20 protein-coding genes are annotated in these 22,511 nt (G+C 44.0%); 8 read left to right on the top strand and 12 right to left on the bottom strand.

Translation table 11 applies throughout. The annotated features are described in order from the left end of the window. The first annotated feature begins 117 nt into the window (after positions 1–117). Positions 118–771 carry a thiopurine S-methyltransferase gene (locus tag F0232_RS11050; RefSeq protein ID WP_105056998.1) on the top strand — a complete coding sequence of 218 codons (654 nt, stop codon included), beginning with the start codon at positions 118–120 and terminating at the stop codon, positions 769–771. A gap of 92 nt (positions 772–863) precedes the next feature. Here the strand turns inward: F0232_RS11050 and purT are convergent, their stop codons facing one another. The 5 genes from purT to sbcB form a co-directional block, all read right to left on the bottom strand. Beyond that, on the bottom strand, positions 864–2,039 hold the full coding sequence (gene purT / locus F0232_RS11045) for a formate-dependent phosphoribosylglycinamide formyltransferase (protein WP_061031510.1): 1,176 nt from the start codon (positions 2,037–2,039) through the stop codon (positions 864–866). A 167-nt stretch (positions 2,040–2,206) separates the two neighbouring features. Then, positions 2,207–3,094 (bottom strand): cytidine deaminase, encoded by an 888-nt coding sequence (cdd, locus tag F0232_RS11040; RefSeq protein WP_061031509.1) that lies wholly within the window; start codon positions 3,092–3,094, stop codon positions 2,207–2,209. A 276-nt stretch (positions 3,095–3,370) separates the two neighbouring features. Further along, the gene (locus F0232_RS11035; protein ID WP_105056999.1) at positions 3,371–4,048 is read right to left on the bottom strand and encodes an LrgB family protein; all 678 of its coding nucleotides are present in this window, start codon (positions 4,046–4,048) and stop codon (positions 3,371–3,373) included. Positions 4,049–4,050: 2 nt separating this feature from the next. After that, the gene (locus tag F0232_RS11030) at positions 4,051–4,422 is read right to left on the bottom strand and encodes a CidA/LrgA family protein (protein WP_008217481.1); all 372 of its coding nucleotides are present in this window, start codon (positions 4,420–4,422) and stop codon (positions 4,051–4,053) included. Positions 4,423–4,446: 24 nt separating this feature from the next. Continuing rightward, positions 4,447–5,871, bottom strand: a complete 1,425-nt coding sequence (gene sbcB, locus F0232_RS11025; protein ID WP_061031508.1) for an exodeoxyribonuclease I — start codon at positions 5,869–5,871, stop codon at positions 4,447–4,449. Positions 5,872–6,836: 965 nt separating this feature from the next. On the opposite strand from sbcB, the gene F0232_RS11020 reads away from it, so the two are divergent. Genes F0232_RS11020 through F0232_RS11005 form a run of 4 tightly spaced genes read left to right on the top strand, consistent with a single transcriptional unit; the run spans position 6,837 to position 10,985 of the window. Beyond that, on the top strand, positions 6,837–7,271 hold the full coding sequence (locus F0232_RS11020) for a DUF4402 domain-containing protein (protein WP_008217484.1): 435 nt from the start codon (positions 6,837–6,839) through the stop codon (positions 7,269–7,271). 52 nt (positions 7,272–7,323) lie between these two features. Beyond that, a complete protein-coding gene (locus F0232_RS11015; protein ID WP_061031507.1) occupies positions 7,324–7,773 on the top strand; it encodes a DUF4402 domain-containing protein in 450 nt (149 codons plus the stop codon). Further along, positions 7,770–8,480 (top strand): molecular chaperone, encoded by a 711-nt coding sequence (locus F0232_RS11010; RefSeq protein ID WP_061031506.1) that lies wholly within the window; start codon positions 7,770–7,772, stop codon positions 8,478–8,480. Before F0232_RS11015 ends, F0232_RS11010 begins: the two co-directional genes overlap by 4 nt. A gap of 54 nt (positions 8,481–8,534) precedes the next feature. After that, positions 8,535–10,985 carry a carboxypeptidase-like regulatory domain-containing protein gene (locus F0232_RS11005; protein ID WP_105057000.1) on the top strand — a complete coding sequence of 817 codons (2,451 nt, stop codon included), beginning with the start codon at positions 8,535–8,537 and terminating at the stop codon, positions 10,983–10,985. Positions 10,986–11,061: 76 nt separating this feature from the next. On the opposite strand, the gene F0232_RS11000 is transcribed toward F0232_RS11005, so the two are convergent. After that, entirely contained in the window at positions 11,062–11,808 is a 747-nt protein-coding gene (locus tag F0232_RS11000) for an ADP-ribosyltransferase (protein ID WP_105057001.1), read from the bottom strand. A gap of 280 nt (positions 11,809–12,088) precedes the next feature. Here F0232_RS11000 and F0232_RS10995 point away from each other — a divergent pair, with 280 nt between their 5' ends. After that, on the top strand, positions 12,089–13,918 hold the full coding sequence (locus F0232_RS10995) for a ricin-type beta-trefoil lectin domain protein (RefSeq protein ID WP_105057002.1): 1,830 nt from the start codon (positions 12,089–12,091) through the stop codon (positions 13,916–13,918). Positions 13,919–13,973: 55 nt separating this feature from the next. On the opposite strand, the gene F0232_RS10990 is transcribed toward F0232_RS10995, so the two are convergent. Further along, entirely contained in the window at positions 13,974–14,822 is an 849-nt protein-coding gene (locus F0232_RS10990) for a sterol desaturase family protein (RefSeq protein WP_105057003.1), read from the bottom strand. Positions 14,823–14,909: 87 nt separating this feature from the next. Next, the gene (locus tag F0232_RS10985; RefSeq protein WP_061031502.1) at positions 14,910–15,923 is read right to left on the bottom strand and encodes a DUF2804 domain-containing protein; all 1,014 of its coding nucleotides are present in this window, start codon (positions 15,921–15,923) and stop codon (positions 14,910–14,912) included. Between the two features lie 167 nt (positions 15,924–16,090). Here F0232_RS10985 and F0232_RS10980 point away from each other — a divergent pair, with 167 nt between their 5' ends. Continuing rightward, entirely contained in the window at positions 16,091–17,125 is a 1,035-nt protein-coding gene (locus tag F0232_RS10980) for an AraC family transcriptional regulator (RefSeq protein WP_105057004.1), read from the top strand. Positions 17,126–17,177: 52 nt separating this feature from the next. On the opposite strand, the gene F0232_RS10975 is transcribed toward F0232_RS10980, so the two are convergent. Together F0232_RS10975 and F0232_RS10970 are read right to left on the bottom strand one after the other, a co-directional pair. After that, positions 17,178–18,110 carry a chromosome partitioning protein ParA gene (locus tag F0232_RS10975; protein WP_105057838.1) on the bottom strand — a complete coding sequence of 311 codons (933 nt, stop codon included), beginning with the start codon at positions 18,108–18,110 and terminating at the stop codon, positions 17,178–17,180. 39 nt (positions 18,111–18,149) lie between these two features. Further along, positions 18,150–19,484 (bottom strand): sphingomyelin phosphodiesterase, encoded by a 1,335-nt coding sequence (locus tag F0232_RS10970; RefSeq protein WP_171750785.1) that lies wholly within the window; start codon positions 19,482–19,484, stop codon positions 18,150–18,152. A gap of 345 nt (positions 19,485–19,829) precedes the next feature. Between F0232_RS10970 and F0232_RS10965 the strand changes: the two genes are divergently transcribed. Beyond that, positions 19,830–20,351: a DUF2058 domain-containing protein gene (locus tag F0232_RS10965; RefSeq protein ID WP_171750784.1), complete on the top strand. Its 522-nt coding sequence runs from the start codon at positions 19,830–19,832 to the stop codon at positions 20,349–20,351. A 161-nt stretch (positions 20,352–20,512) separates the two neighbouring features. On the opposite strand, the gene F0232_RS10960 is transcribed toward F0232_RS10965, so the two are convergent. Further along, positions 20,513–20,695 (bottom strand): hypothetical protein, encoded by a 183-nt coding sequence (locus tag F0232_RS10960; protein WP_116870442.1) that lies wholly within the window; start codon positions 20,693–20,695, stop codon positions 20,513–20,515. 196 nt (positions 20,696–20,891) lie between these two features. Next, positions 20,892–22,511, bottom strand: a complete 1,620-nt coding sequence (locus F0232_RS10955) for a M91 family zinc metallopeptidase (protein ID WP_171750783.1) — start codon at positions 22,509–22,511, stop codon at positions 20,892–20,894.

The raw sequence follows: 22,511 nt of genomic DNA, 5'->3' as shown, positions 1-22,511 counted from the left end.
AACCTAACCAGTTTCTGGTCTTATTCGAAACCAATTTGGCACTTTAAGCCAAGCTAAGGTTGCTCTTACTTCTCTATACTGTACCCTTGCATTATGACTGTTTAACATGAACGAAAGATGAATAATCCTGAATTTTGGCACAATAAATGGGCAGCCAACCAAATTGGTTTCCACCTTGAAGATGTAAACCCGCTTTTAGTTGAGTTTTGGAAAGCAACTGACCCTAGCTATGAGAAGAGTGTATTTGTTCCTTTGTGTGGCAAGAGTGAAGACCTGATTTGGCTAGCGTCTAAACATGAAGACGTTCAAGGTGTGGAATTGAGCCAGATTGCGGTTCGAGCTTTTTTCTCTGAGCATTTCTACACGCCAACTGTAACTCAAATTAACGGCCAACATGAACTTTATCAGTTTGATGAGTTGAGTGTTTACACTGGGGATTACTTCACTGCGCCAATTCAGCCGGTCGATATTATTTATGATCGTGCTTCTTTAGTTGCTTTGCCTGCTGAGCTGAGAGTGCAATATGTAGAACGCTTGAAGCAGTTATTGAAGCCTGGCGGCAAGATCCTGCTTGTAACGCTAGACTACGACCAAGATGAAATGGCAGGTCCTCCGTTTAGCGTACCTAAACTAGAAATCGATCAGTTGTTTGCGGGTTACAAGATTACGTTATTGAATCAAGACATTGCAGACCAAGAGCACCCTAAGATTGCTAAGAAAGGTTTGTCTCGATTCAGTGAGGAAGTGTACTTGATTGAGTCGGAAGTCTAAGCTCAGTTTGCTTTCGAAAAGATAACACCAATGAAAAAACGGGCGCATGGCCCGTCTTTTTGATCGTTAAGACTTCATGTGTGAAAGCCTAATTAGTAAATCACTTTAACTTTAGATGCGCTGGTGATTGCATCTTCAATCGCGGTTTCTGTGCTCTTACGGCGTGTTAGTGCAACACCAAGGCGACGACGACCATCGATGTCTGGCTTACCAAACAGGCGAACTTGTGTTTGTGGTGCATCTAGCGCTTCCGCAAGGCCTTCAAAACGGATGTTCGTTGATGTGCCTTGTCCAAGGATTACTGCAGACGCACATGGGCCATACTGAGTAATTGATTTGATTGGCATACCTGTAAATGCACGTACGTGCAGCGCGAATTCTGATGAGTCTTGAGACATCAAAGTCACTAAGCCAGTATCGTGTGGGCGAGGGGATACTTCGTTGAAGATCACATGGTCACCTTTAACGAACAACTCTACGCCAAAGATACCATGACCGCCTAAAGCATTAACCACTTGCTCTGCTGTGTATTGCGCGGCTTTAAGTGCGTTGTCTGACATCACTTGTGGCTGCCATGATTCGCGGTAATCACCATCTTCTTGGCGGTGGCCGATAGGTGCACAGAAATGGACACCGTCGACGGCGCGAACGGTTAGAAGAGTGATCTCGTAATCAAAGTCGATGAAACCTTCAACGATTACACGCCCCGCACCAGTGCGTCCGCCTTCTTGTGCGTAATCCCAAGACTTCTGGATATCTTCTTCGGTTTTGATAACGCTCTGGCCTTTGCCTGAAGAACTCATTACTGGTTTCACAACGCAAGGCATACCGACAAATTCAACCGCGGCAGCGAAATCTTCAAAGGTGTCTGCAAAGCGGTAAGGCGACGTGCTTAGCTTGAGTTCTTCTGCTGCAAGACGACGAATACCTTCACGGTTCATCGTTAGCTTAGTGGCGTTAGCTGTTGGAACGACATTCAAGCCTTGAGCTTCAAGCTCGACCAACTTGCTGGTGGCGATAGCCTCAATTTCAGGCACCACGTAATCTGGTTTTTCTAGTTCAATGATGGCTTGAAGTGCATCGCCATCTAACATGTCTAATACATGGCTGCGATGCGCAACTTGCATAGCCGGCGCATCTGCATAACGGTCACAAGCAATAACTTCTAAACCTAAACGTTGGCACTCGATAGCCACTTCTTTGCCAAGTTCACCTGAACCTAATAGAAGTACACGAGTAGCATTTTCACGAGTAGCAGTACCAAACATAGAAATTCCTTCCGATCTTTTGAACGATTGATTGAAAACTGGGTGATCATACTTATTTAAACGACAAAAGCAAACGTTTGCGTAAGTTGTGGTGCTAATTACAAGCATAAAAAAAGCAGCCCTATAAAAATGGGCTGCTTATTTAAAAGGTTGTTAATTAGATGTACTTAGATTGCTAAGTAAGTCACTGGAATGTCAGGATTAATCGCTTCTAATGTAGATTGCGTATCCGCTAGGTGACTGATACTACCCTCGGCGATTTCAACCAATGCTGCACTTTCAATTTGTTCAAAATCGAAGCCCGCAAGTTTTAGTTGAATCAGCGCAACTTGTAGCGGTGGAAGGCTAGGGTTGAATGCTGCGTTTTCAGCGTAAGCACCAGTAAAGATCTCACCAGTTGTGAGCTGTAGTGACACACCACTTAAATTTTTGGTGTATGGTGCATGGCTGCGGTTAAGGGCTGCTAATGCTTCAACTACGATAGGAGTGGTCTCTTCCGTCGTGTACTTATGATCAAGTTCAGACATCAAGCCTGTTGTTACACCAAGATCAGATGGTCCAAATGAATCAGGCAGGTACTCTTGTAGTGACATTTCATCACGCTGTGGAAGCTGAACTTTAAGCTCTTTCGCTGTAGTCAACTCATTCATAAATTGACGACAGTGACCACAAGGGCTGAAGTTAATTGTGATGTCCGAGATGCCTCGCTCGCCTTTCATCCAAGCGTGGCTGATTGCAGATTGCTCTGCGTGTACGGTTTGGCCAAGTTGCGCACCCGCGATTTCAAGGTTTGCACCAAAGTACAAAGTACCAGACAAACCACGCACGATCGCGCCAACGTAAAAGTCAGATAGCGGAGCGTATGAATACGCTGCAGCAAAAGGAAGTAGTGCGATGCGTAGTTCGTCATCCGCTAAGCCGCTTGCTTGACGCAGGCTAGAGAACTGTTCTGGAGACAATGTCGCGTCAAAGTTGTCTGCTAATACGATGTCACTTAAAAGCGCTTTCATTGATGATGGAGCACTTTCCAGCGCCAGGGTAATACGACTGTTCATGTTGAATCCTTAATTGACCTTAGGCTTTAAGTTTATGCAATGCTCAGGAATTTTCTGTGATAAAGATCACCATTGCATTGTTGTTGTTACATTGGTTTGCATAATTAGAGTGAGGTCACACTTGAAATCGATTGCAAGGACCATTTTTACAGCTGATATCGCACTTATTGTTCAAAATCACCGGTGATTAGCTGAATAAATGGCAATAAAAAGCCCAAGCAAACACTGATATTGACAGGGTTAGGCTTGGGCTAAATCGGGCTTTGAGCGTCTAGGCTAGGAATAGAACCAGACCACCATGCCAAACACGCTAGGTGCGATGATTGAGGTGATAACGCCACAAAGTACTAAGGCCAGTGAACTGAAAGCCGCATCTTCTTGGTTCTTTTCGGCACAAGTCGCCGTACCTAACGCGTGAGAAACCGTGCCCATGGTTAAACCCCTGGCAATAGGGCTCTTAATGCCAATTAGATTGTAGATAGGGTAAGCAAAAATTGCCCCGAATAAACCAACGATGAGAACCAGTATTGCAGCAATAGCCGCTTCACCACCAAGATGGCTTGATACTTCCATTGCAATGGGTGTGGTGACTGATTTGCCCAATAGACTCGCAATCAAACTTAGGTCAGCTTTGAAAGCGACGGCAATCATTGCCGCTGTGGTCATCGACATCACACTACCCAGTGTGCATGCAAAGGTTATGATTCGCCAGTTAGCTCGAATTTGAGGTAGCTGCTCATATAAAGGATAAGCTAGGGCGACAACCGCTGGCTGAAGCATGTACGTAATCCAAGTATTGTCTGCGTAGTAGGTCTCGAACGGGACTTTCAAGAACGTCAGAATTGGAATGATGATGCCAATGCTTATTAAAAGCGGGTTGCATAGCGGGGAATTCACTTTCTGACTTACCCAACGAGCAAACAGAAACACCACAATAGTTAATAGAATCCACATGATTATTTACCTCTCGCTAGCAAGCGGTCTAAGAACCATGACAAAGATACTAATACGATGAGTGTGCCGCCCACCGCGCTTGCCATAATCGGCAGTGCGTTAGCGATAAGCATGTCAAAATGTTCCATAAGCCCGACACTGATCGGGACAAACAGTAAAATCATCAAACGAATAATTAGGCTGGCACCAGGTTGTACCCAGTGCGCAGGCACAATACCTATCACCATGGCAGTAAACAAAATCAACATGCCAAAAATACTGCCAGGGATTGAGGTGTCTAAGTATTGCTGTAACGCGTTGCCTGCAGTGAGAGCACCTATGATTAAGGTGAAGGAGATTAAGCAGTAAACGAGTTTGATCAATCTTTCTTTCAAGGTTTTACATCTCTCGATAATGGGTTAACTAGCTAGCTTTTCTACGTATTGATACACCGCTTTCAAGATAGCCATTTTCTTTTCGTCGCTTTCATGTTCATGTGCGAGGTTTTCTAGGTTGAGCATGTATTCTTCTAAGCGGCTTTCGTAAAACTCACGACAATGGTTTGCCCACTTAAGTTGTTCAGATTCGTCTAGCGTCCATGGGAAGTGGCGAGCGCGGTAACGGAACAGCAAAGGCTTAATACGTTCGTCACTGAAGGTGATATCCAACGCTGCTAAGTTATTTGGATCAGTCTCGCGGATGATGTTCATCGCGGTCTTATCTGCTGGAGAGAAGAAGCCATCGTAAAGTTGGGTATCTACATCGTCGCTCTTTTCATACTCACGTTCCTGTGAATATAAGCCAATCAATTTTTCACGAATTTCTGGGTGTTCGCGTAGGATCGCTAGGTTCTTCAAACACTGCTGGCGGTCGATACCAATGGTTTCGGCATTTTCAGCAGTTAATGTTTTTGCCGGCGCTAGAATAGGGCACTTGTTGAGTTGAACCAGCTTAATTGGCACTGGTAGCTCGTCTTCATTCAGGTCGCTGCGTTTGGTGTAAAGCCTTTCTCTAAGCTCATCAGTCTCTAGCTCAAGCAGAGGGCTAGGATCTTTTGCCAAGTCCACCACGATAACCGCGTTTTGATTGGTTGGATGCCAAGCCATAGGAACAATCCAGCTTGTGTAATTGCAGTCACGACCAAACATGCCTGACACATGCATGAGAGGTGTCATGTTTACGATGTCGACTAATTCGTTCAACTTGCGCTTGTGACGCATGTTGTAGAGATAATCAAACATCTTAGGTTGTGCGGTTTTCAGCTTTTTCGCTAGTTCGATAGTCGCGATAACATCCGCCATCGCATCGTGCGCGTTTTCATGTTCTATGCCGTTTGCCACAGATAGATGTTCCAGTTTGAAGCTTGGGAAACCTTCTTCGTTTTCTGGCCACACAATACCGTCAGGGCGCAGAGCGTGTACGGCACGCATCACGTCTAATAGATCCCAACGAGAGTTACCGTTTTGCCAGCTCCATGCATATGGGTCAATGAAGTTACGGTAACAGGTGTATCGCGTTACTTCGTCATCGAATCGAATACTGTTGTAACCAAGGCTTGTGGTGTTCGGTTTTGCAAGCTCAGCATGTATCTTGGCGATGAACTCAGGTTCCGGTAGGCCTTGAGACATGGCTTTTTGTGGAGTGATGCGAGTGATCAGTGCGGCTTCAGGTGCAGGTAGATAATCAGCAGGAGGTTGGCAGTAGATGACCAATGGCTCACCAATAATATTGAAATCTTGGTCGGTACGAACGCCGGCAAACTGACTTGGACGATCTTTTGCTGGGCTCACGCCCCATGTTTCGTAATCGAAAAAGAAGTAGGTTGGCTGATTATCTGAACTCATTGAATTTCCTGAACAGTCTACGGGTAATCGTGTACTGTGGCTGAAGGTTAGTTTTGTTCAGTATCTGATAGTATGCGGTACGCGTGCAACCCAGATCACAAATAAATTGTAGGAAAGTGCTGCATTCCTATTCAATCAGACTGCGATCGAGGACTTGGTATCTTAGTTTGCTTATTTATTGGCAAGATCAACCAACAAAGTGGTGTGACAAAGCGCTCGAAGGGGACACCATTTGGGGGGGTAAAATCAGCTCTGGATAGCCAAAACATTTTGAGTCTATGAAGAGTGTGTTACTGCTTGTATCTGCCTTACATCACGCTTTCAACGTCACGCGCTTTGCTGCACTAAACGCTCCTGAGAGATGAAACTGAATCGGTCATTAGAGTAAATCGTAGAACCAGTCATAGATATAAAATTATTATCCTAAATGATGTTATTTTATAGTTTTAATGACCACAATAAATAATCATGTTAGATAATTTGACATGTCTTAATTTTAATACATCATAAATTGTGAGGGTAAATAATTCACCTTTGATTTCTTAGTATTTCAATTTTATTACAATGAGAGGATTAATCTAACTTGTTTCAATTTTGAGAATTTATTGCAACATGATGATCTATATATTTCGTTTTTTGGTATGACTTCAAGTTTATCTTGGTCGGTATTTCTGGATATATTCCAATAATAAGGTTTTTACTTGATTAAATAAATGGTTAACTAACTAATTAGTATGTAAAACGAGTTTTATATATTATTGGATGGAATGCTCTAATACCATTATTTTTATTAGTGTTATTTATATCAATTTGCGTGATCTTATTCTCACTGCTCTCTATTTCTTTATAAATAAGTGTCAATATATATATTTTCTAAATAGGATTGTTGTTACTTAATTGTTAACTATGGTTGGCTGTTAGGTAACCCTAATAATAAAGTCGAATTTATATAAAGGATTAAAGAAATGAACAAAGTCTTTAAGGTTGTTGCTGTCTCTGCACTTTCTATCTCTTCAGCGAACGTTTTCGCTGTGAGTGACACTTTTGATGCAACATTAGAAGTAAAACAAGCAATTACAATGACAAAAACCAGTGATTTAGACTTCGGTATCATCACATCAGACAACACTACTGATGTTGTTGTCGCTCAAGGTGATGCAGGAGCTGCGGCGTTTACGCTTTCTGGAGAGTCTGGTGATACGGTAACAGTAAGTATTTCAGATACCAACTTGGTTAACGGCGTAAATACAATCGCGGCAGAATTTGACTTTAATAACGCGATAACTCTTACCGGGGGTACTGCGGATCTTAATATTGGTGGCACTGCACGTACTTCGAGCGCAACATTAGTCGCTGGTACTTATACTGCAAACGTTGCAGTAGATGTAACTTACCAGTAATTAAATGAAACTAGTCTAATATTGTGGCTGTTATATTGCAGCCGCTTTTACTATGAAGTCTCTATTTAGATGTGTAGTTAAGTACACGGCTTATATTGGTCTTATTTTTTATTCAAGCCCGTTCTATGCTCTGGAAATAATTCCTGAGAATATGGAAGTAAAATTTCCGGGCATGTATGTTTCTGGTTCTGGACAGAATGCCGATGCTAATCCATCGAGTAGTCAGATTTATGTGGTGCGCTTTTATGTCGAAGGTGAGCCAGGGAAAAAGATCGTGGTTTCGCTCCCATCTAACCAATACCTTAACCATTCCCAAAAGTCTAAACGTCTTCGTATCAAAAAGTTCTATTTTGGCTGCGGCTTGTCGAAAAGGGGCAGAGCGAAAATAAAAGGGAATGGCAGAAGTAAACTGCTGTGTATTGGCGCAAGAGTAAAAATCGGCGCGAATCACCCAGCTGGCGTTTATACCAGTACCATTCCTTTTGAGGTTAATTATAAATGAAGTTATTTATCTCATGTATTGTCGGCTTACTTTTCACTGCACAAGCCTATGCTCAACTCCTTATTGCACCAACACGTTTCGTCTTAGATGCTGATACCTCTGTGACAGAAAAAATCGTGGTAGAAAACAATTCAGATGAACCGATTCGATTAGAGATAAAACCTATCTATCGACCAGTAAAGGCGAGTGGGCTGGTGCGTACCGATGCCAATATTGCTGAGTCTGAAAACATCGCTGATTGGATTAAAGTGTCACCACCGATTATTCGTGAATTGAAGCCTAACCAAAGGCGCACCGTTCGCCTGCGCATGAACGCCTTACCTGCGGACATGCCTGATGGTGAATACCGTGCTTATCTATGGTTCTCTCCGATAGCGAAAGCGCCCGAAGCCTCACCGCCAGACCTGTCCAGAAAGGTGCGATCTAACAATGGTTCAGCGTTCCAGCTTAACTTCCACATCAACAGTTATGTGCCGGTTTACGTACAAAAAGGTGAACAGGTCCAAGATGTTAAGTTTGAATGTGATGAACAGAACCTCAAGATCACCAATGACGGTAAGTTTCAGTTCAGCGCCAAACTGAATGTCGACGAACACAGCGAAAAGGTGGTGTTGTTGCGTAATGCTGAATTAACCAAATCGCTTCCGAAAGGCTCAAAGATTTCACTGGTTCAAAACGACGAGTCTTTGCACGAATGTGTTCTATAACTTGAGCTATATGTTGTCAGTGCTTACGCGCTCGATTGAGTGACGATAAGATTCATGTTCCAGCACCTGTTATGTCGACTTGTCTTGCTTTGCTCTTTGCTTCCATTTGTCGCTTATTCGCAGTCAGAACAGGAAAGCGAGGTGAGTGAACTCTATCCTGCTCATATAGAGGTGCGAGTAGGACAAGTCGGTGATAGCTTTTACCGTGTCATGATGGATGACTACGAAGAGCCGTTCATATCGATATCCAATGCGGCTTTTTCGCTGTTAGAGATGAACGGGCAGTGCGATGACGTGGGTTATTGTGAAATCTACCTGCCGCAAGATGTAGGTAGAGAGTCTCCCCCCTATATTGTTGATACCCAGCAAGCGCTTTGTTATCGCGATGACAATAATATCCAATCAATTAAGTTTGAAGTGATTGAGTCTGAAACCTATATCCACTGGTACAGCCTACAAGCGTGTATCTCTGCCAAAGTCCGATGGGATATTGATGACTATCGGCTAACCGTTTCTCCGGAATTCAGCTCCTTGACCGAGTTGGAAGCGGTGATCTCGAAGATCAAAAATGAATCCCGCAAGAAAGCCGAAGAATTAAAACGTGCCTCTAACGTGCCTGCGGTCGATCCCCTTGCTGGGGTGGGATTAGCGACACGAGTAGCAACGTCTGTATATCACGACAGTGAAGAGGGCGGCGATGTTTACGTTATTTCCGATACCATTTTAAGCACCGAACATTCCTTATCCCGATTGTCTATTGATTCGAGAGAAGATCAGCCCATCGTTTATTACAACATTGCGGTTGAGACTAACGATGGTGAGGGCTCGCTTGAGTTAGGGCATGTATTGTTGGATGGCGGCGTTTTTACGGTTAACCAAACTCTTGAAGACGGGCTTTACTACACCAATCGAAACCGTCAGCCAGAGTTCGGCAACTTACAATTGGAACGTACAACTCAACCCAATATCAGCATTGATGTGTTGGTTAATGGTATCTATCAAACCACTTATCGTTCTGATGAGTTTGGACGTTTTGTCATTGAAGAAGACAACATTTCCCCAGGTGACACCATAAAGTTTCGTTACTACTTGTCTAAAGGGGTGTGGCAGGAGGAAGAGATCACCGTTGCTGGTTTAGAAGATGCCTTTTTACCACACAATGAATGGGGCGTTGAGGTGGTAGGTAATGAAGGCGCGGATCGAGCTGGCGCTGTCTCGTTAGAGTATGGCCTCGCTGACTATTTTACCGTGGGTAGTGCTTTCAGACGACAGCATGGTAAAGACTTAGTCGGTTTTCAGGGACGATATTTACCGACCCATTGGTTTGCTGGTCATATTGGTTGGTTGCCCGATTTTAATCGGTTCCCCATGGAGTTTGATATCTTGCTAGGTGCCGATCAGTCCGCATCGATTGAACTTAATAAGACCGATGAATTGGATTTAGAGTCGATGGAGTATGATGTCTTCAAGTACAACTTGTCACTTGCAAATCTCACTGCCTTTTTAACGGTAAGAAACGATGACGACGAGTTAAGTGTAGAGCCAAAAGTGAACGCCAAAGTGTCTAGTAACCTGTTCCTTTCTTATGCAGGAGATTATCAATACACGAAAGATACCCACCAAGATAGTTACTTGCATACCGTCGAGCTCGCCAAAAGCGGCTTCTCTGACACATCGTGGAATATATCTGGAACAGTGAATGGGTCTGGACATCATGAACGCACTGAGCTCTCCTTAAGAAATGCCTGTAAAGAGTGTGTGCTTGATCCTTTGAAGGTATTTCAAGAGCTGACCACTAATGTATCGGCACGCTACCAGAAACAAGAGGTCTCATTTACTGCCTCTTTGGAAGCACGCGTGAATCCATATCTGCTCTTTAAATTGGAAGGCACAGAAGACCGATATGGCGTCGAGATGACCACGGAATTTGGTGCGAAAACCTATTTTGACGAAGATATTGGCGAGTTTGTTGAATGGAATCGATACAACCACTCTAAACTGACCGGCATCGTGTATGACCATCACAAGCAACCTATAGCCGGAGTCAGCTTACAGGTCTTAGACCAACGTGCTGTTAGTAATTCAAAAGGAAGGTTTGAGTTTTCAAGTGTTCCTGCTAGAGAAAAGCTACCAATTTATATCGATGAAGGAGCGTTAGACCTCAACTTAACACCAATTCAGAATCCAGTGTTTGTAAATACTAAGCAGGTGGGACAAACCCATGCACCGATCGAGATGGTGGTGTCATTTGGTGTGGATGGCACTGTGGAAGGGGATATAGAGAGCAATGCGCACCTGCATTTTAAACACATCCAGAAAGGCACCGAATATTCCAGTGAAATAGAGAGTGATGGCTTTTACATGGTCGAAGGGCTTATCGCGGGTAAATATATTGTGACCTTAGAGATGGGAGACAAACGATTCGTACAAGGTGCCGAGTTGGATGGGGATTTTTGGGTAAGCGACTTAACATTTCAGCTGATCGACTTTCATAAGGTCTATTAGTGATCGTTAAGGCTGAGGAAAGATGTCCTCAGCTTTTATCATAATGCCTAATGTTTCCTACCTAACGGCAAAGTCACTAGTAGATACAGGCTTCTGCTACGGTGAGGTTTTCTCCTGAATGGAGATCTTTTATAGGGCGCGTGCCGACCTGTTCTGCTGATACCTCGCGATAGATCACTTGATTTCCCTCCGGGGTGGTATTGATTGCCGTGACCTCAAACAGAGAGTTTCTATTAACCAGCACCTCTAATTCATCATCGCGCACCGTGGGTATCACGATTCCATGTTGACCAAGGTTAAGCTCAAATCGAGAAAGTTGCCCATTATGAAAAGTATAAGAAGACGTTTTCGAGATAGACGTAGATAAGTAGGAATTGGGACTGACGATATCTCCAACTTTTACAGTGTCTCCGTAAGCGGAGAGTAAGCTCTCCCCACGAAACACCGTCCCTTTGTATTTGATGCCATGTTCGAACGCTGAGTCTATTTCATTGATTAATGATTCTGTCTCCGAGTCCATTCTCCCTTGCGCTAACCCTCTTCTTATCGGCTGATAGGCATCATCTTGATACCTTTCTAGTGCGTCAATCTCACTAGGGTTTAGGTGTTGGTTTTGCGCTCCTGCTTGTTGGTACAGCTGCGACCGGATCTTAGCGAAGTCTCCATAATTCGATTCGAATCCTGGGTCAGACATATCTTCAAGAATGGCTTCAATGCTATCAGCACTGTAATACTGAGCGTTATATTTGAGGGCGGCGAGTGAAGTAAATGGTAGTGCAGAGAGGCAAAGGGCAAGCAAATAGCGAATGTGTAATGTTTTCATTTTGGTAATAATAATCAATTTCTAATAGCTTTTTATTATACATGCTATGCCTATTGTTTAATATGGGTTGTTGCGTATCTATCTGATTATTTATAGATAGTTCGCGTTCTAATTAGTTCAGAAGATAAATGGAGGTGTTATTCGAAAGCGAATCACAGTTTGATTTATTGGCACGATCGTGAAATTGATTTATCCCATAAAGCGAACCACTCTGCTTACTTTGTCCTGTTAATGGTAATTATTATCAATAACAACAGTAACTGAGAGAGTAGAAATTTTAATGAAAACGATCGTAACTTTATTGTCAGCGATACTCCCATATGCCGCAGTCGCTAGTGATTCACAAGTCACTGAATTCATGGAGGCGTTTCATGAATCTCCCCAGACGGTTATGGATGCTATTCCGGAAAAAACTGGTCAGGTTATCTTTTCCAAGAACTCCGAGTATATGAGTCGTCATCGAGACTTGATGAGAGACACCATCATGAGAAGGGGAGAGGCAAACTCAGAAATATCAGAGTTCTTATTATCACCGATTCGACAAAACGATAACCCAGCTCGTTTAGTTGATGCAGGGAACGGACTGATTCGCAACTTAAACCAATTGGCTCAAGTGGCACCTAATCAAACGCGACTTGATGCTCAACCTTGGTCAGATACCTATTGGCCTCTCTACTCTGGTGCACTTGCTTGGCGTTATGCCGATAAGGAACTGAGAGCGAACAATTGGCAAGACTATTTCAACTTCAGTCATTCACAAAAACCACTAGAGTATTATCAGGGCAAAGACCGTGATGACCTGTCGCCAGCAGAAAAATATGATCTTCTGGTTGGAGATGAGAATTTCACGCTGACCCAACGTTCATGGGAGTCGGGGAAGGGATATTATGAGTCTCGTGGCCATGTGGAGCGTTGGATGGGCCTTTGCCATGGCTGGGCACCTGCCGCCTATATGCTTCCTCGACCAAAGCAATCGTTGATTGTACCTGACGCGAATGGAGAGCCGCTTACTTTCTACCCGTCAGATATCAAAGCTCTCGGGACATTACTATGGTCTGAAGCGCCGTTTAGTTCTCGCTTTATTGGTGGGCGCTGTAACATAAAAGACCCGGAGAGAGATGAAAATGGGCGTGTTGTCGATCCGAATTGTGTAGATACCAACCCAGCCAGTTGGCACTTATCTATCATAAATCAATTGGGCATTTCCAAGCGTAGCTTAATCATGGACGCAACTTATGACTATCAAGTTTGGAATCAACCTGTTGTTGGTTATAAGGTGACCTATTTTAATCCACAAACGAACCAAACCGCTTCTCAACCAGCAGCGGTAACCATTGACCTGAGTGATTACCGTAAAGATAGATTTTCTAGTTACCGTTCTTCAAATGCACAAAGCGTGGTCGGCGTTCAGATGGTGGTCAGTTATGTCGTTGAGACGTCCCCAACCCATAGAACCAGTGACTCACCGCGTTACGATGGTATTACTAACGTTACTTATTACTACGACTTGGAACTTGATCAAAATGGTAATGCGATTGGTGGGGAATGGTACCAGAACCGACATCCAGACTTTTTATGGACACCGACTCCTGAATCGATAGCTAAGTCATACTATGATGGCCAAGGCCTGTGGGACATTACACAGCCTGTTCCTCAATCTTGGCAAGATAACGCTCGTAGATCATCACGCAGCACTCAACCATTGACATCAGTAGTGAAGGCTCTGTTCGAAGCATCGAGTGGTACGCAGACCGCTGGTGAATGGCGAAGTATTGTTACCGAGTCAGAGGATGGATTGAAATGTTTAGATGCCGAAGTCGATGGCTCTAAATCAGGTTTAGTCATTTATGGTTGGCGCTGTCACGATGGTGATAATCAAAAGTGGAAAATGAATGCGAATGGCAAGTTGATCAACAAAGCCGCACCAACTATGTGTCTTGACCAGAATGGAATAGATATTAGCTTAGAGTTGTGCCGTAATCATGAGACTCAACAATGGCGTTGGGATAATGGTCAGTTGAAGAATGGCTTAGCAAACTCACTGAAATGGAATGACCGTACTTGGCGGGTGGGGGCTGATATCAACGGTAGCCAGTGGCGTTGGAAATAAACTGAATTGGTGGCCCGCCTAATGTGGGCCATTTTCATCCATCAATTCGCGGGTGTTAATCAGAAGGCGGAGAGAGCATTAACTTAATTTTCTGCATCCTAGATAGCTGCGTATTCTTGAGGTCTGTCCATATCAGCCTCCACTCTTGGAAAGTAACAGTGATAGGGTTGAAGCTGTTGACTGGTTTGGTGACGCCGTAACGTACAGTTTCCACTTCCGGTTCAAAAGTACCAAAGAACTTATCCCAGATAATAAGCACACCAGCGTAATTTTTATCGATGTATTGCGGGTTCCTGCCGTGGTGCACTCGGTGGTGCGATGGCGTATTAAAGAGGTACTCAAGTGGCCCTAAGCTGCGAACCCACTGTGTGTGAACAAAGAACTGCAAACCTAGATTTAAAAGCACTACAAAGATCACCCACTTCGGGTCGAACCCTATGATGACGAGTGGCACCCAGAATAGCCACATCCCCGCGATTGGGTACATTAAGCTTTGACGAAAAGCGGTACTAAAGTTCATGCGTTCTGAACTGTGATGCGCGACATGAGCGGCCCACATCCAGCGAACCCGATGACTTGCTCGATGGAACCAGTAGTAAAAAAAATCCTGTAAAATCATGAGCGCAATGAAACTCAACACGCCCATCTCTATGTCCATTAAACGCCAACCAAATAACCATAGGTAAAGCTGAACGATCAGCAGCCCGGTCAATAAGTCCGAGAGCTGATGCATACCTGCCAGTGTGAAATTACATACCACTTCAGATAGCTTATAGCTTGAGTTATCTGGTAATCGTCCTTGTTTCTGACCAATAAAATACTCCGCCAGCATGCAAATCATGAACAAAGGCGCCAGTACCAATAGTAGCCATTCTGGGTGATTGATTAATGCGTCGATATTCATCCTTTATCCTTGTGGGTCCACTCTGAGTGATGAGGTGATATGTTGAGTTAATCGCTATTCATTAATTCGCCTAGGTAGCAGGCTTTTCTACCAGCGAGCGAAGTGATCTTCGGTTAAACCAAGCACCTCATCGAGCTGGTGGGTTGTCCCTTCGTTGTCTTTAATTGAGCCAGAAAAGTGACCGATGAACTGGCGAAAGTTACTCTTTAACAGCCATAGGTTTAGCTTTTCGCTGCGGTGGTTGCAGGGAGTAAAAGTCAGGTTGATGCGTCCATCTGCAGACGTTATCTGCCAAGGCAAATGGGTATCTTGGCGGCTAAATGTAAACTGTGCATCACTAAGTAAGTGTCGGGTCCCATTAATCCACAGTACGTTTTCACAGCCACCTGTTTCATTAACTCCAGCCGCGAGGTTAAGCCCAATGTTCGTGTTATCCACTAGCGCATTGATGCTAGCCCAACGCCAACTGGTTTCACGTCTCATGTATCCAGCAGAAAAGTCATAGCCAGCACGTGCGTCGTTGAGAGAGACCGCTCGTTGGTTGATCTCAAGCGTTCCAGTTACTGTTAGTGCATTGTGCTTTTGGGTGTAGGTCCATCCTGAATAACCAGTTGGTGTGCACATCGCCATAGGCAAGCTTTGGGGCTCTGGTCGCAAGTTAAGTTGTGCTTTCACATGCTTGGTGTTGAGTGAGATGCTCCAATGTCCGTCTTTAATATCAAAGACAATACTATGACCTGCGATTTTTGTTGTGCCTTGAAAGGGGGAGTGAGTAACTTGCTTATCAACTGCTAAAGGTCGCAGCCAATTGGACTCATCTAGGTGATTACTCTCTATGTCGTATACGTAACAAAACGCCGAACTCAAGTAACGAATGTCAGCAATAGCAACGCCAATGATGTGAGTCTGTGTAACTAGGCTCACAAACTGAAATTGCTTGTAATGGAAGTGCTTACTCCAAGCGCTTGCTTTTGCGTCCATGGCGTTTCGATAGTCAAACTTATCGATGTTGAGATGTTTTGGGACACCATCGAAATGCCCAATGATTGGCTGACCATTAGAGTTAATCACGCAGTCTGGAGCTGGAAGTGTGTTTATCATTGCGATGGTTCACATTAATTTAACAATTAACCCCATTGTGCGGTGAGTTTAGTAGAATTTGGAGGTCATATTCGGACAGGAGCGGGTTTCTAATCACGATCTTACCTATTTAGGGGCGATCGTGAGCGGTTACGTTGACGGAGGTGATCTGATTTTAGGAGATTCGATTGAACATTATCGCAGAGTACATGCCAACCGAGCACCGCCATCACCTGGGCGCTTTAGATGTGGGATTATTGCTCAATGCCATAGAACAAAGAGGCGTGAATACTGAAGAACTACTCTTTGGTTTAGGACTTGAAAGTGCCGATTGGCGAGATCCCAATACGAAACTGACTTACGCGGATAAACTGTCTATTTTCAGTGCTGTGAACCAAAGCTTTCCACATGATGGTTTGGGTTTATGGCTTGGGGAAAACGCTAGCTTGAGCCACTTTGGTGTGTTGGGGTATGTGTTATCGACCAGTCAAAACGTAGAAGAGGCGATCAAGGCAGGTTTTAAATACCTACGCTTGAACGGGCCGATCTTCTCGGTAAAGTTGATTCGAGATGGTGAGAAAGCTGCGATACTGATCGACAACACATTAGAGGTTGGGGACCTGCTTCCTTTCTGCAGCGAGTACTTTCTTAGCTCGATCCTTTCTTTGTTTCAGGAACTGACTGGCTCTGTATTATCGATTGAAACGCTGTTGTTGCCTTATCCATGCCCCAATTACGCCGCATTGTATAATGAACGGTTTGCGTGTGATGTCGCCTTTGCTAAGGTCAGTTGTGAGATGCGATTTGATGCATCGGTGTTGTCCCAAACCCTACCAACTCATGACGCCGCCACTCTGAAACGTTACCTCACTTCTTGCCAATCGATTGTTGAGACCTTGGATTCAGAGCATCTATTAACCAACCAGATAAAAACGATCTTCTACCAAACGGTAGGTCACTTTCCCAGTATTGAGCGACTCGCAGAGCAGTTTGGTTGCAGCTCTCGCACACTCAGGCGCGAGCTGAACGCTCATGATTCCAGTTATCAGACATTATTATCGGAAGCTCGTATTGAGTTAGCCAAAGAGCTTTTGCTTGCGACAACCATGAGCATTGAGGATATCGGTGAAAGGCTTGGCTACAGTGATCCTGCAAACTTCAGAAGGGCATTTAAAGGCTGGCTTCATAAAACACCAGCACAGTTTCGCAATGACCTCAGCTGATCCGATACCACGGTAGTTGGCTGGTGATTTGAAGCTAGATTGTCCAAAGAGGTTATTTAAAGAAGGTCTCCCGAAAGCCAGACACCTGTTGTTGATAGTATGTATCCCACTCTTGGGTACTCCAGTCCCTATGGCTGGTAGACCGCAGTACATCTAAGGACGACTTTAGTTGAGCGAATTGTTCATGATAAGTTGCCACCGTTTGCTGTTGCTTCGCTACTTGTTGTTCACGAGCCACAATGTTGCTTGCTTGTGATTCATTCAAATATATCTCTTGCAGTTCTGCCTTAATGGAGGCTAGCTCGGTTGGGCTAAAGTTACTCGGAAGTAATGACATAGCGAGCTCGTATTGTTGTGCTTTAGTTTCTACGTTTAATGCTTCGGCTTTACTTTGCCACTGCGACAGTAATTTTTGATAGTGCAAAGTAAACTCGTTCGCTTCTATCGAATTAACTGCCTTTGCACTAAGCGTAAAGTCTAAATGCGCAAATTGATCGGAAAACAGCTGGTGGGCTAACTCACCCCATATCTGTTGCGCGGATTGCTTAAACAAGGCAACGCGCGCCTCTAAGTTATCTACAGAGTCGAGAGGGATGGTACTTTCCATAGTTTTCCACTCTGAATAGAGAGCAGGATAGTTGCTCAGTAATTCAAACCATTCTTTTGGTAACTCAGATTCTAGTTGCGATAGTTGTACCTTACAGTTGTTGGTCTGTTCGCATTGTGCCCAAAATTGGTCAAACTCACTGAACAAGCTTTTACCTTCAAGGCTAACCAACTGCTCAGCATACGCTTTGCCATCAATCGTTACAGGCAGATTGGGTTGGCGCAAAGCGTCTTGTTGTCTTTCGGTTTCGTGATTCTCAATGAGAGGGTAATCATCGCTTTGTTGCGCAACTGCTTCCTGTTCAACCAAAGCCGTGGATGTTTCTGGTGTTTTCGATGACCATGAATAACTAATCATGCCCACCAATGCGATGAGCATGATGATTAATATAACGCGCTGCATTTCTTCTTCACCACGTTACTTGATGACTGCACTAACAGGGAAGTGGTCTGAAAGATTGTAATGCTTCCAAAGCTCATTACTGGTAGAGCGGGGAACGTCAACCCGGTTATTGTTATGCGCTTTCACTGCGTATTCGGAACTGACCACGACATAGTCTAGGTATTCGACGTTTTCCCCACCGGACATTGGCTCGCCAGCGAAGTTATTAATACGTGGGTCGAATGTCGACGCCGTATAGCCTGAATACTCGGGTTCAATCGCTTGAAGGTTAGCAAACATCTCTTGGTAATCACTTGGGAACTTAAGCTTATTAACGTTGAAGTCGCCGCTATAAATCACAGTTTCTGATGCAGGGATATCGAGCGATACGGCTAACTCACGCATTTGTCTGAATTGACGTTGTCGGTAGTTACGTGCCGTTGTGGTGTCGAACGATGCGGTGTGAGTACCAAACACGTGATATGCCTGTCCATTTTTGATGATCTCTGCGTAGTTCACGCCCTTGTCAGCAAAACAGTCAGTACCAGTGCAGTCGGGAAACACATACTGAGCTTCGTTAACAATAGGATAGCGGCTGACAATGATGACGCCGCCGTCGTAGATGTTGATGCCATCTTTATCGAGCATTTTAGTTTGGTAAGGGTATTCTTTGGCCAGCTCACGTAAGAATTCATCTCGACCGTTGGCAAACACCTCTTGAAGTGCGAGTACGTCGTAGCCTTCGACATACTGAGGGATCAGGTCGTAGCGGTCGCCAATGTGGGAGGCGATCGCAGGAAGAGCCCAAATGTTATACGTCATGACCTTCAACGTATTCGCATCAGGGTTCGGTTGCTCGTCTACTTTTTCTGGAGTGATGGTGTAGTGAATGTCATCGTAACGTGCTGTGTTATCAGCTTTGAGTGCGAGCTCGGTATTCAGGTCAAAGGCATCGGTCGTACTGCGATGAATATTACGGTCATCGTAGAGTCTCAAATTAACATCAGCAGCACTTAAGCCATGTTGTAGAGTAGAGTTGTACCAGTGTCCCTTCATGGTTTGATTAAGAGTGATACTTTCACCCACAGTATTCGAAACCACAGTGTTGAATTGATAAGTTTCCCCTGATTTGACGCCCGTCCAACGATTAAAGCTGATCAGTTTTTTGGTCTCCCAAGGGCCAATTTGTTCAACGTGTTGTTGCCATTCGTCTCCATATTTTAGGAGGTCAGTACCACTGTGACTGGCTTGAATCGTCATTACTTGATTGGTGTTATTGGTCAGATACACGTCGGTATCGGCGATAGCCGAGGTAGATAAGAATGAAGCTGATGCGAGTAATGCACTTAAGCTAGTCCATTGATTTTTCATTGGTTACGTTATCCTTACTAATGGGTGTAATGAATAACGTAGTCAATAGATATTGCGCTTGAGTTATAACTCTATAAGCAATATTAAATTATGAGATATATGCCAAGGTTTTATAAATTTGACCATCTATTGAAGGTGAAAATATTGTTCTGATGGAATGAGAAGTGTTACGCGCGCGCAATAAAGTTGGAAGGTGAATTGGTATCGGTTAAGAGAATGAACAATAAGTCGTTTTGAGAGGATGTGTTAATTTTGGAATTGTTGAGTAATTTACTCTTATCTGGTAAACAGAAACTCGAAAAACAGGTATGATAGTGCCGTTTTTAATCCTGAACTGGGAAAGTCATGGCAAAGTTAACACTCCAAGAGCAGATGCTTAAAGCTGGCTTGGTAAATGAGAAAAAATTAAAGAAGGCGAAGAAAGGCTCTAAAAAGTCTCGCGTTCAAGCTCGTGAAGCAAAAGCAGCGGCAGAAGAAAACAAACTGGCGCAGCAAGCAAAAGACAAAGAATTAAACCAGCAGCTGAAAGAGAAACAGTTGAGCAAAGAGATCAAAGCTCAAGTGAAACAGCTGATTGATATGAATAAGATTGACCAGAAAGATGGTGAGATCAAATATAACTTCACCGACGGTACTTTGGTTAAATACCTATACGTAGAAGAGCTGACTCAAAAGCAATTGAGTAAAGGTATCTTGAGTATTGCGCGTCAGGGCGAAAGCTATGTGGTTATTCCAACAGCGGTAGCAAACAAAATCGCTATGCGTGATGAAGAATCAATCGTTGATACTCAAACGGCAAGTAGCGATGAAGTTGATGAAGATGATCCGTACAAAGACTTCGTCATCCCAGATGATCTTATGTGGTAATGGTTAGCTAATTACTTCTAGATTTGCTGTATGTTTATGGCGCTGAAAGACAAAAAAGCCCTGATGATATTAACATCAGGGCTTTTTAATTTTGGTGAATATAAACGTAAGCCGAAACGATTTGCTAGCGAGACAAACTCCGTTTTTCAACTCTATTAGAGCTAGTCAGCGATGACCTCTGCGATATCGAACGCTGAATCTTGTGGGTAGTCTTTGAGCTGATGATATTCAATATGAGATTGCTCATACCCGTCAAAATAGCAGTCACCGATTTCGTTACGTGGACAAATGTGTACATCATCTCGTGAGATGAGCTCTGTTGAGCAACATGGACAGTATTTCATAGCTCCTCCTGTTAGGGATCTCTGTCTTTAGCCGGCTTCATTAACTCAAACTTTTGTGTCGTTGTGATTGCATTTTTAAGTCACGCAACGAGTTTATGTGTCATAAACCAGCCCTTTGCTATTGCGGTTAATCACTAACAAAGGGCCGGTTGTATACGACATTTTACTGATGGCAAACCGTCTTTTTGAGCCTTATTTATTGGATGCTACATATATTGAAGCGAGAGCGGCTGCCACCTCCAAGCATTCTTACATTGTCTTTTCTTCTTAGTGATTTCCAGGCTGTGCTCTCTTCTGCGCTGAGGTTTGATGGTTGGTAATCCAAGTTAGCGTATCGCGATACCACTACTTGTTTTTGCATGTTTTCTGAAAGGTTGTCGATAATATTGGTTGTCACTTTGCCGTCAGAGTAGGCCATCACTAACACTTCGTCATTGTCTTCCAGTGCCGAGGTTAGGGCTGTTTGGTTGCCTTCGTTATATTGAACGTCTCGGTAACCTTGTGTCTCCCCTGTTTTTTGACCGGAAATCGCTCGATATAGCAGGTTCTTTTTCCTTTTTTTTAGCGAGCTCAGTGGCGTTTCATTCGCGGCACTGTATAGGTTGACCACTTTGATGTCGTTCTGAGCTGCGTATTTCAAAATGGAACTTTGGTTACTAAGGCCTCTTCGTGTAAGCGCTGGCGAGTTTTGCAGGCTTTGAGAAAGGCGCTGTTCGGTAGCATCAACGATAACAATCGCTGGCTTATTCCCTTCACTTAATGACTTTTGGAGTGCTTGTTTAACTTCTATATGAGCTTGCTTTCCTTCTAAGGTATCCCATTTAGGTGCGTGCTGAGGTGTCGCAGATGGTCTAGTTTCAAGGGGGTAGGGTTGATAGTCGTAATGCTCTTTTGGCCAATAAGTATTGCGCTTCTCTTTTCCTAGATCATCAGCTAAATGAAACTCGCTCACCACTTTTTCATTTTTTAAATACGCCTTAGCCTTTTCTTGTCCGAGCGCTTTCCAATGGAAATGCATCTCTTCGCGTAGGTTGATCATTGATTGTCTTGCACTACTGATTTCCGTTACAGGATCTCGCCCATTTTCAGCATTGTCGTAGTGTGTAATTCCTGTCGTTTGGTACTCATAATTCGGAATGACATATTCTGTGATTTGGTTGGTGTCGGGATGTCGATGAGACAGAGGTGTACTGCCTTGTGGAACAGCGCCAGAAGAAAAATCTCGAGCGTGGATGAGTTCATGTCCTAAAGCGACGGTTTGATCAAATGGTGTGTTCTTTCCTGGAATGTTAACCATCTCTGTGGTGGAGAAGAGAATCGTATTCGATACACCTTTGCCATTGAATTGTCGTTGCCATGCCAGTGAAGCCTTTTGCTGGTCTTCGAACAACGAAGGTACTGTCTCGAATAGTCGGCCTGGGCCTTCAGGTTCCCTGATCACCGTGACAACAGTGGCCTTTGATTGATCGACTCCGATCGTATGCTCTATTAGTGGTTCAACAGCATCATCGGGCGCATTTACTGGTTCGTAGGTCGCGATTTGTCGCAAAATCTCACGTCCTGTTGGCGATAGTTGCAGGTTGCGAATCAATACGCTCATGTCTGCAAGGTAGGCGTCACTCTTGGTTTGCACGTATAGATTTCTGGACATGCGATAAAGGTTTCCATAAGCCCCGGAATTGTATCCTTCGATGACTCTTACGCCGTCTGGATCATCATAAAAGAGTCCAAATTCAGATCCTTTTCCAGCAAATGTATGGCTTGAATTGATGAGCAGCATCAAGGTCAAAAGGGTTAGTGTAATTTTATGTTTCAT

The organism is Vibrio sp. T3Y01 (genome assembly GCF_013114525.1).
Classification (GTDB): domain Bacteria; phylum Pseudomonadota; class Gammaproteobacteria; order Enterobacterales; family Vibrionaceae; genus Vibrio; species Vibrio chagasii_B.
Note: the sequence above shows the minus strand (reverse complement) of the source record. Positions and strands in the feature narration are given on the sequence as shown.

Coding starts and splice junctions, on each gene's coding strand:
- F0232_RS11050 (WP_105056998.1), top strand. CDS start 118: ATGAATAATCCTGAATTTTGGCACAATAAATGGGCAGCCAACCAAATT.
- purT (WP_061031510.1), bottom strand. CDS start 2,039: ATGTTTGGTACTGCTACTCGTGAAAATGCTACTCGTGTACTTCTATTA.
- cdd (WP_061031509.1), bottom strand. CDS start 3,094: ATGAACAGTCGTATTACCCTGGCGCTGGAAAGTGCTCCATCATCAATG.
- F0232_RS11035 (WP_105056999.1), bottom strand. CDS start 4,048: ATGTGGATTCTATTAACTATTGTGGTGTTTCTGTTTGCTCGTTGGGTA.
- sbcB (WP_061031508.1), bottom strand. CDS start 5,871: ATGAGTTCAGATAATCAGCCAACCTACTTCTTTTTCGATTACGAAACA.
- F0232_RS11020 (WP_008217484.1), top strand. CDS start 6,837: ATGAACAAAGTCTTTAAGGTTGTTGCTGTCTCTGCACTTTCTATCTCT.
- F0232_RS11015 (WP_061031507.1), top strand. CDS start 7,324: ATGAAGTCTCTATTTAGATGTGTAGTTAAGTACACGGCTTATATTGGT.
- F0232_RS11010 (WP_061031506.1), top strand. CDS start 7,770: ATGAAGTTATTTATCTCATGTATTGTCGGCTTACTTTTCACTGCACAA.
- F0232_RS11005 (WP_105057000.1), top strand. CDS start 8,535: ATGTTCCAGCACCTGTTATGTCGACTTGTCTTGCTTTGCTCTTTGCTT.
- F0232_RS11000 (WP_105057001.1), bottom strand. CDS start 11,808: ATGAAAACATTACACATTCGCTATTTGCTTGCCCTTTGCCTCTCTGCA.
- F0232_RS10995 (WP_105057002.1), top strand. CDS start 12,089: ATGAAAACGATCGTAACTTTATTGTCAGCGATACTCCCATATGCCGCA.
- F0232_RS10990 (WP_105057003.1), bottom strand. CDS start 14,822: ATGAATATCGACGCATTAATCAATCACCCAGAATGGCTACTATTGGTA.
- F0232_RS10985 (WP_061031502.1), bottom strand. CDS start 15,923: ATGATAAACACACTTCCAGCTCCAGACTGCGTGATTAACTCTAATGGT.
- F0232_RS10975 (WP_105057838.1), bottom strand. CDS start 18,110: ATGCTCATCGCATTGGTGGGCATGATTAGTTATTCATGGTCATCGAAA.
- F0232_RS10970 (WP_171750785.1), bottom strand. CDS start 19,484: ATGAAAAATCAATGGACTAGCTTAAGTGCATTACTCGCATCAGCTTCA.
- F0232_RS10965 (WP_171750784.1), top strand. CDS start 19,830: ATGGCAAAGTTAACACTCCAAGAGCAGATGCTTAAAGCTGGCTTGGTA.
- F0232_RS10960 (WP_116870442.1), bottom strand. CDS start 20,695: ATGAAATACTGTCCATGTTGCTCAACAGAGCTCATCTCACGAGATGAT.
- F0232_RS10955 (WP_171750783.1), bottom strand. CDS start 22,511: ATGAAACATAAAATTACACTAACCCTTTTGACCTTGATGCTGCTCATC.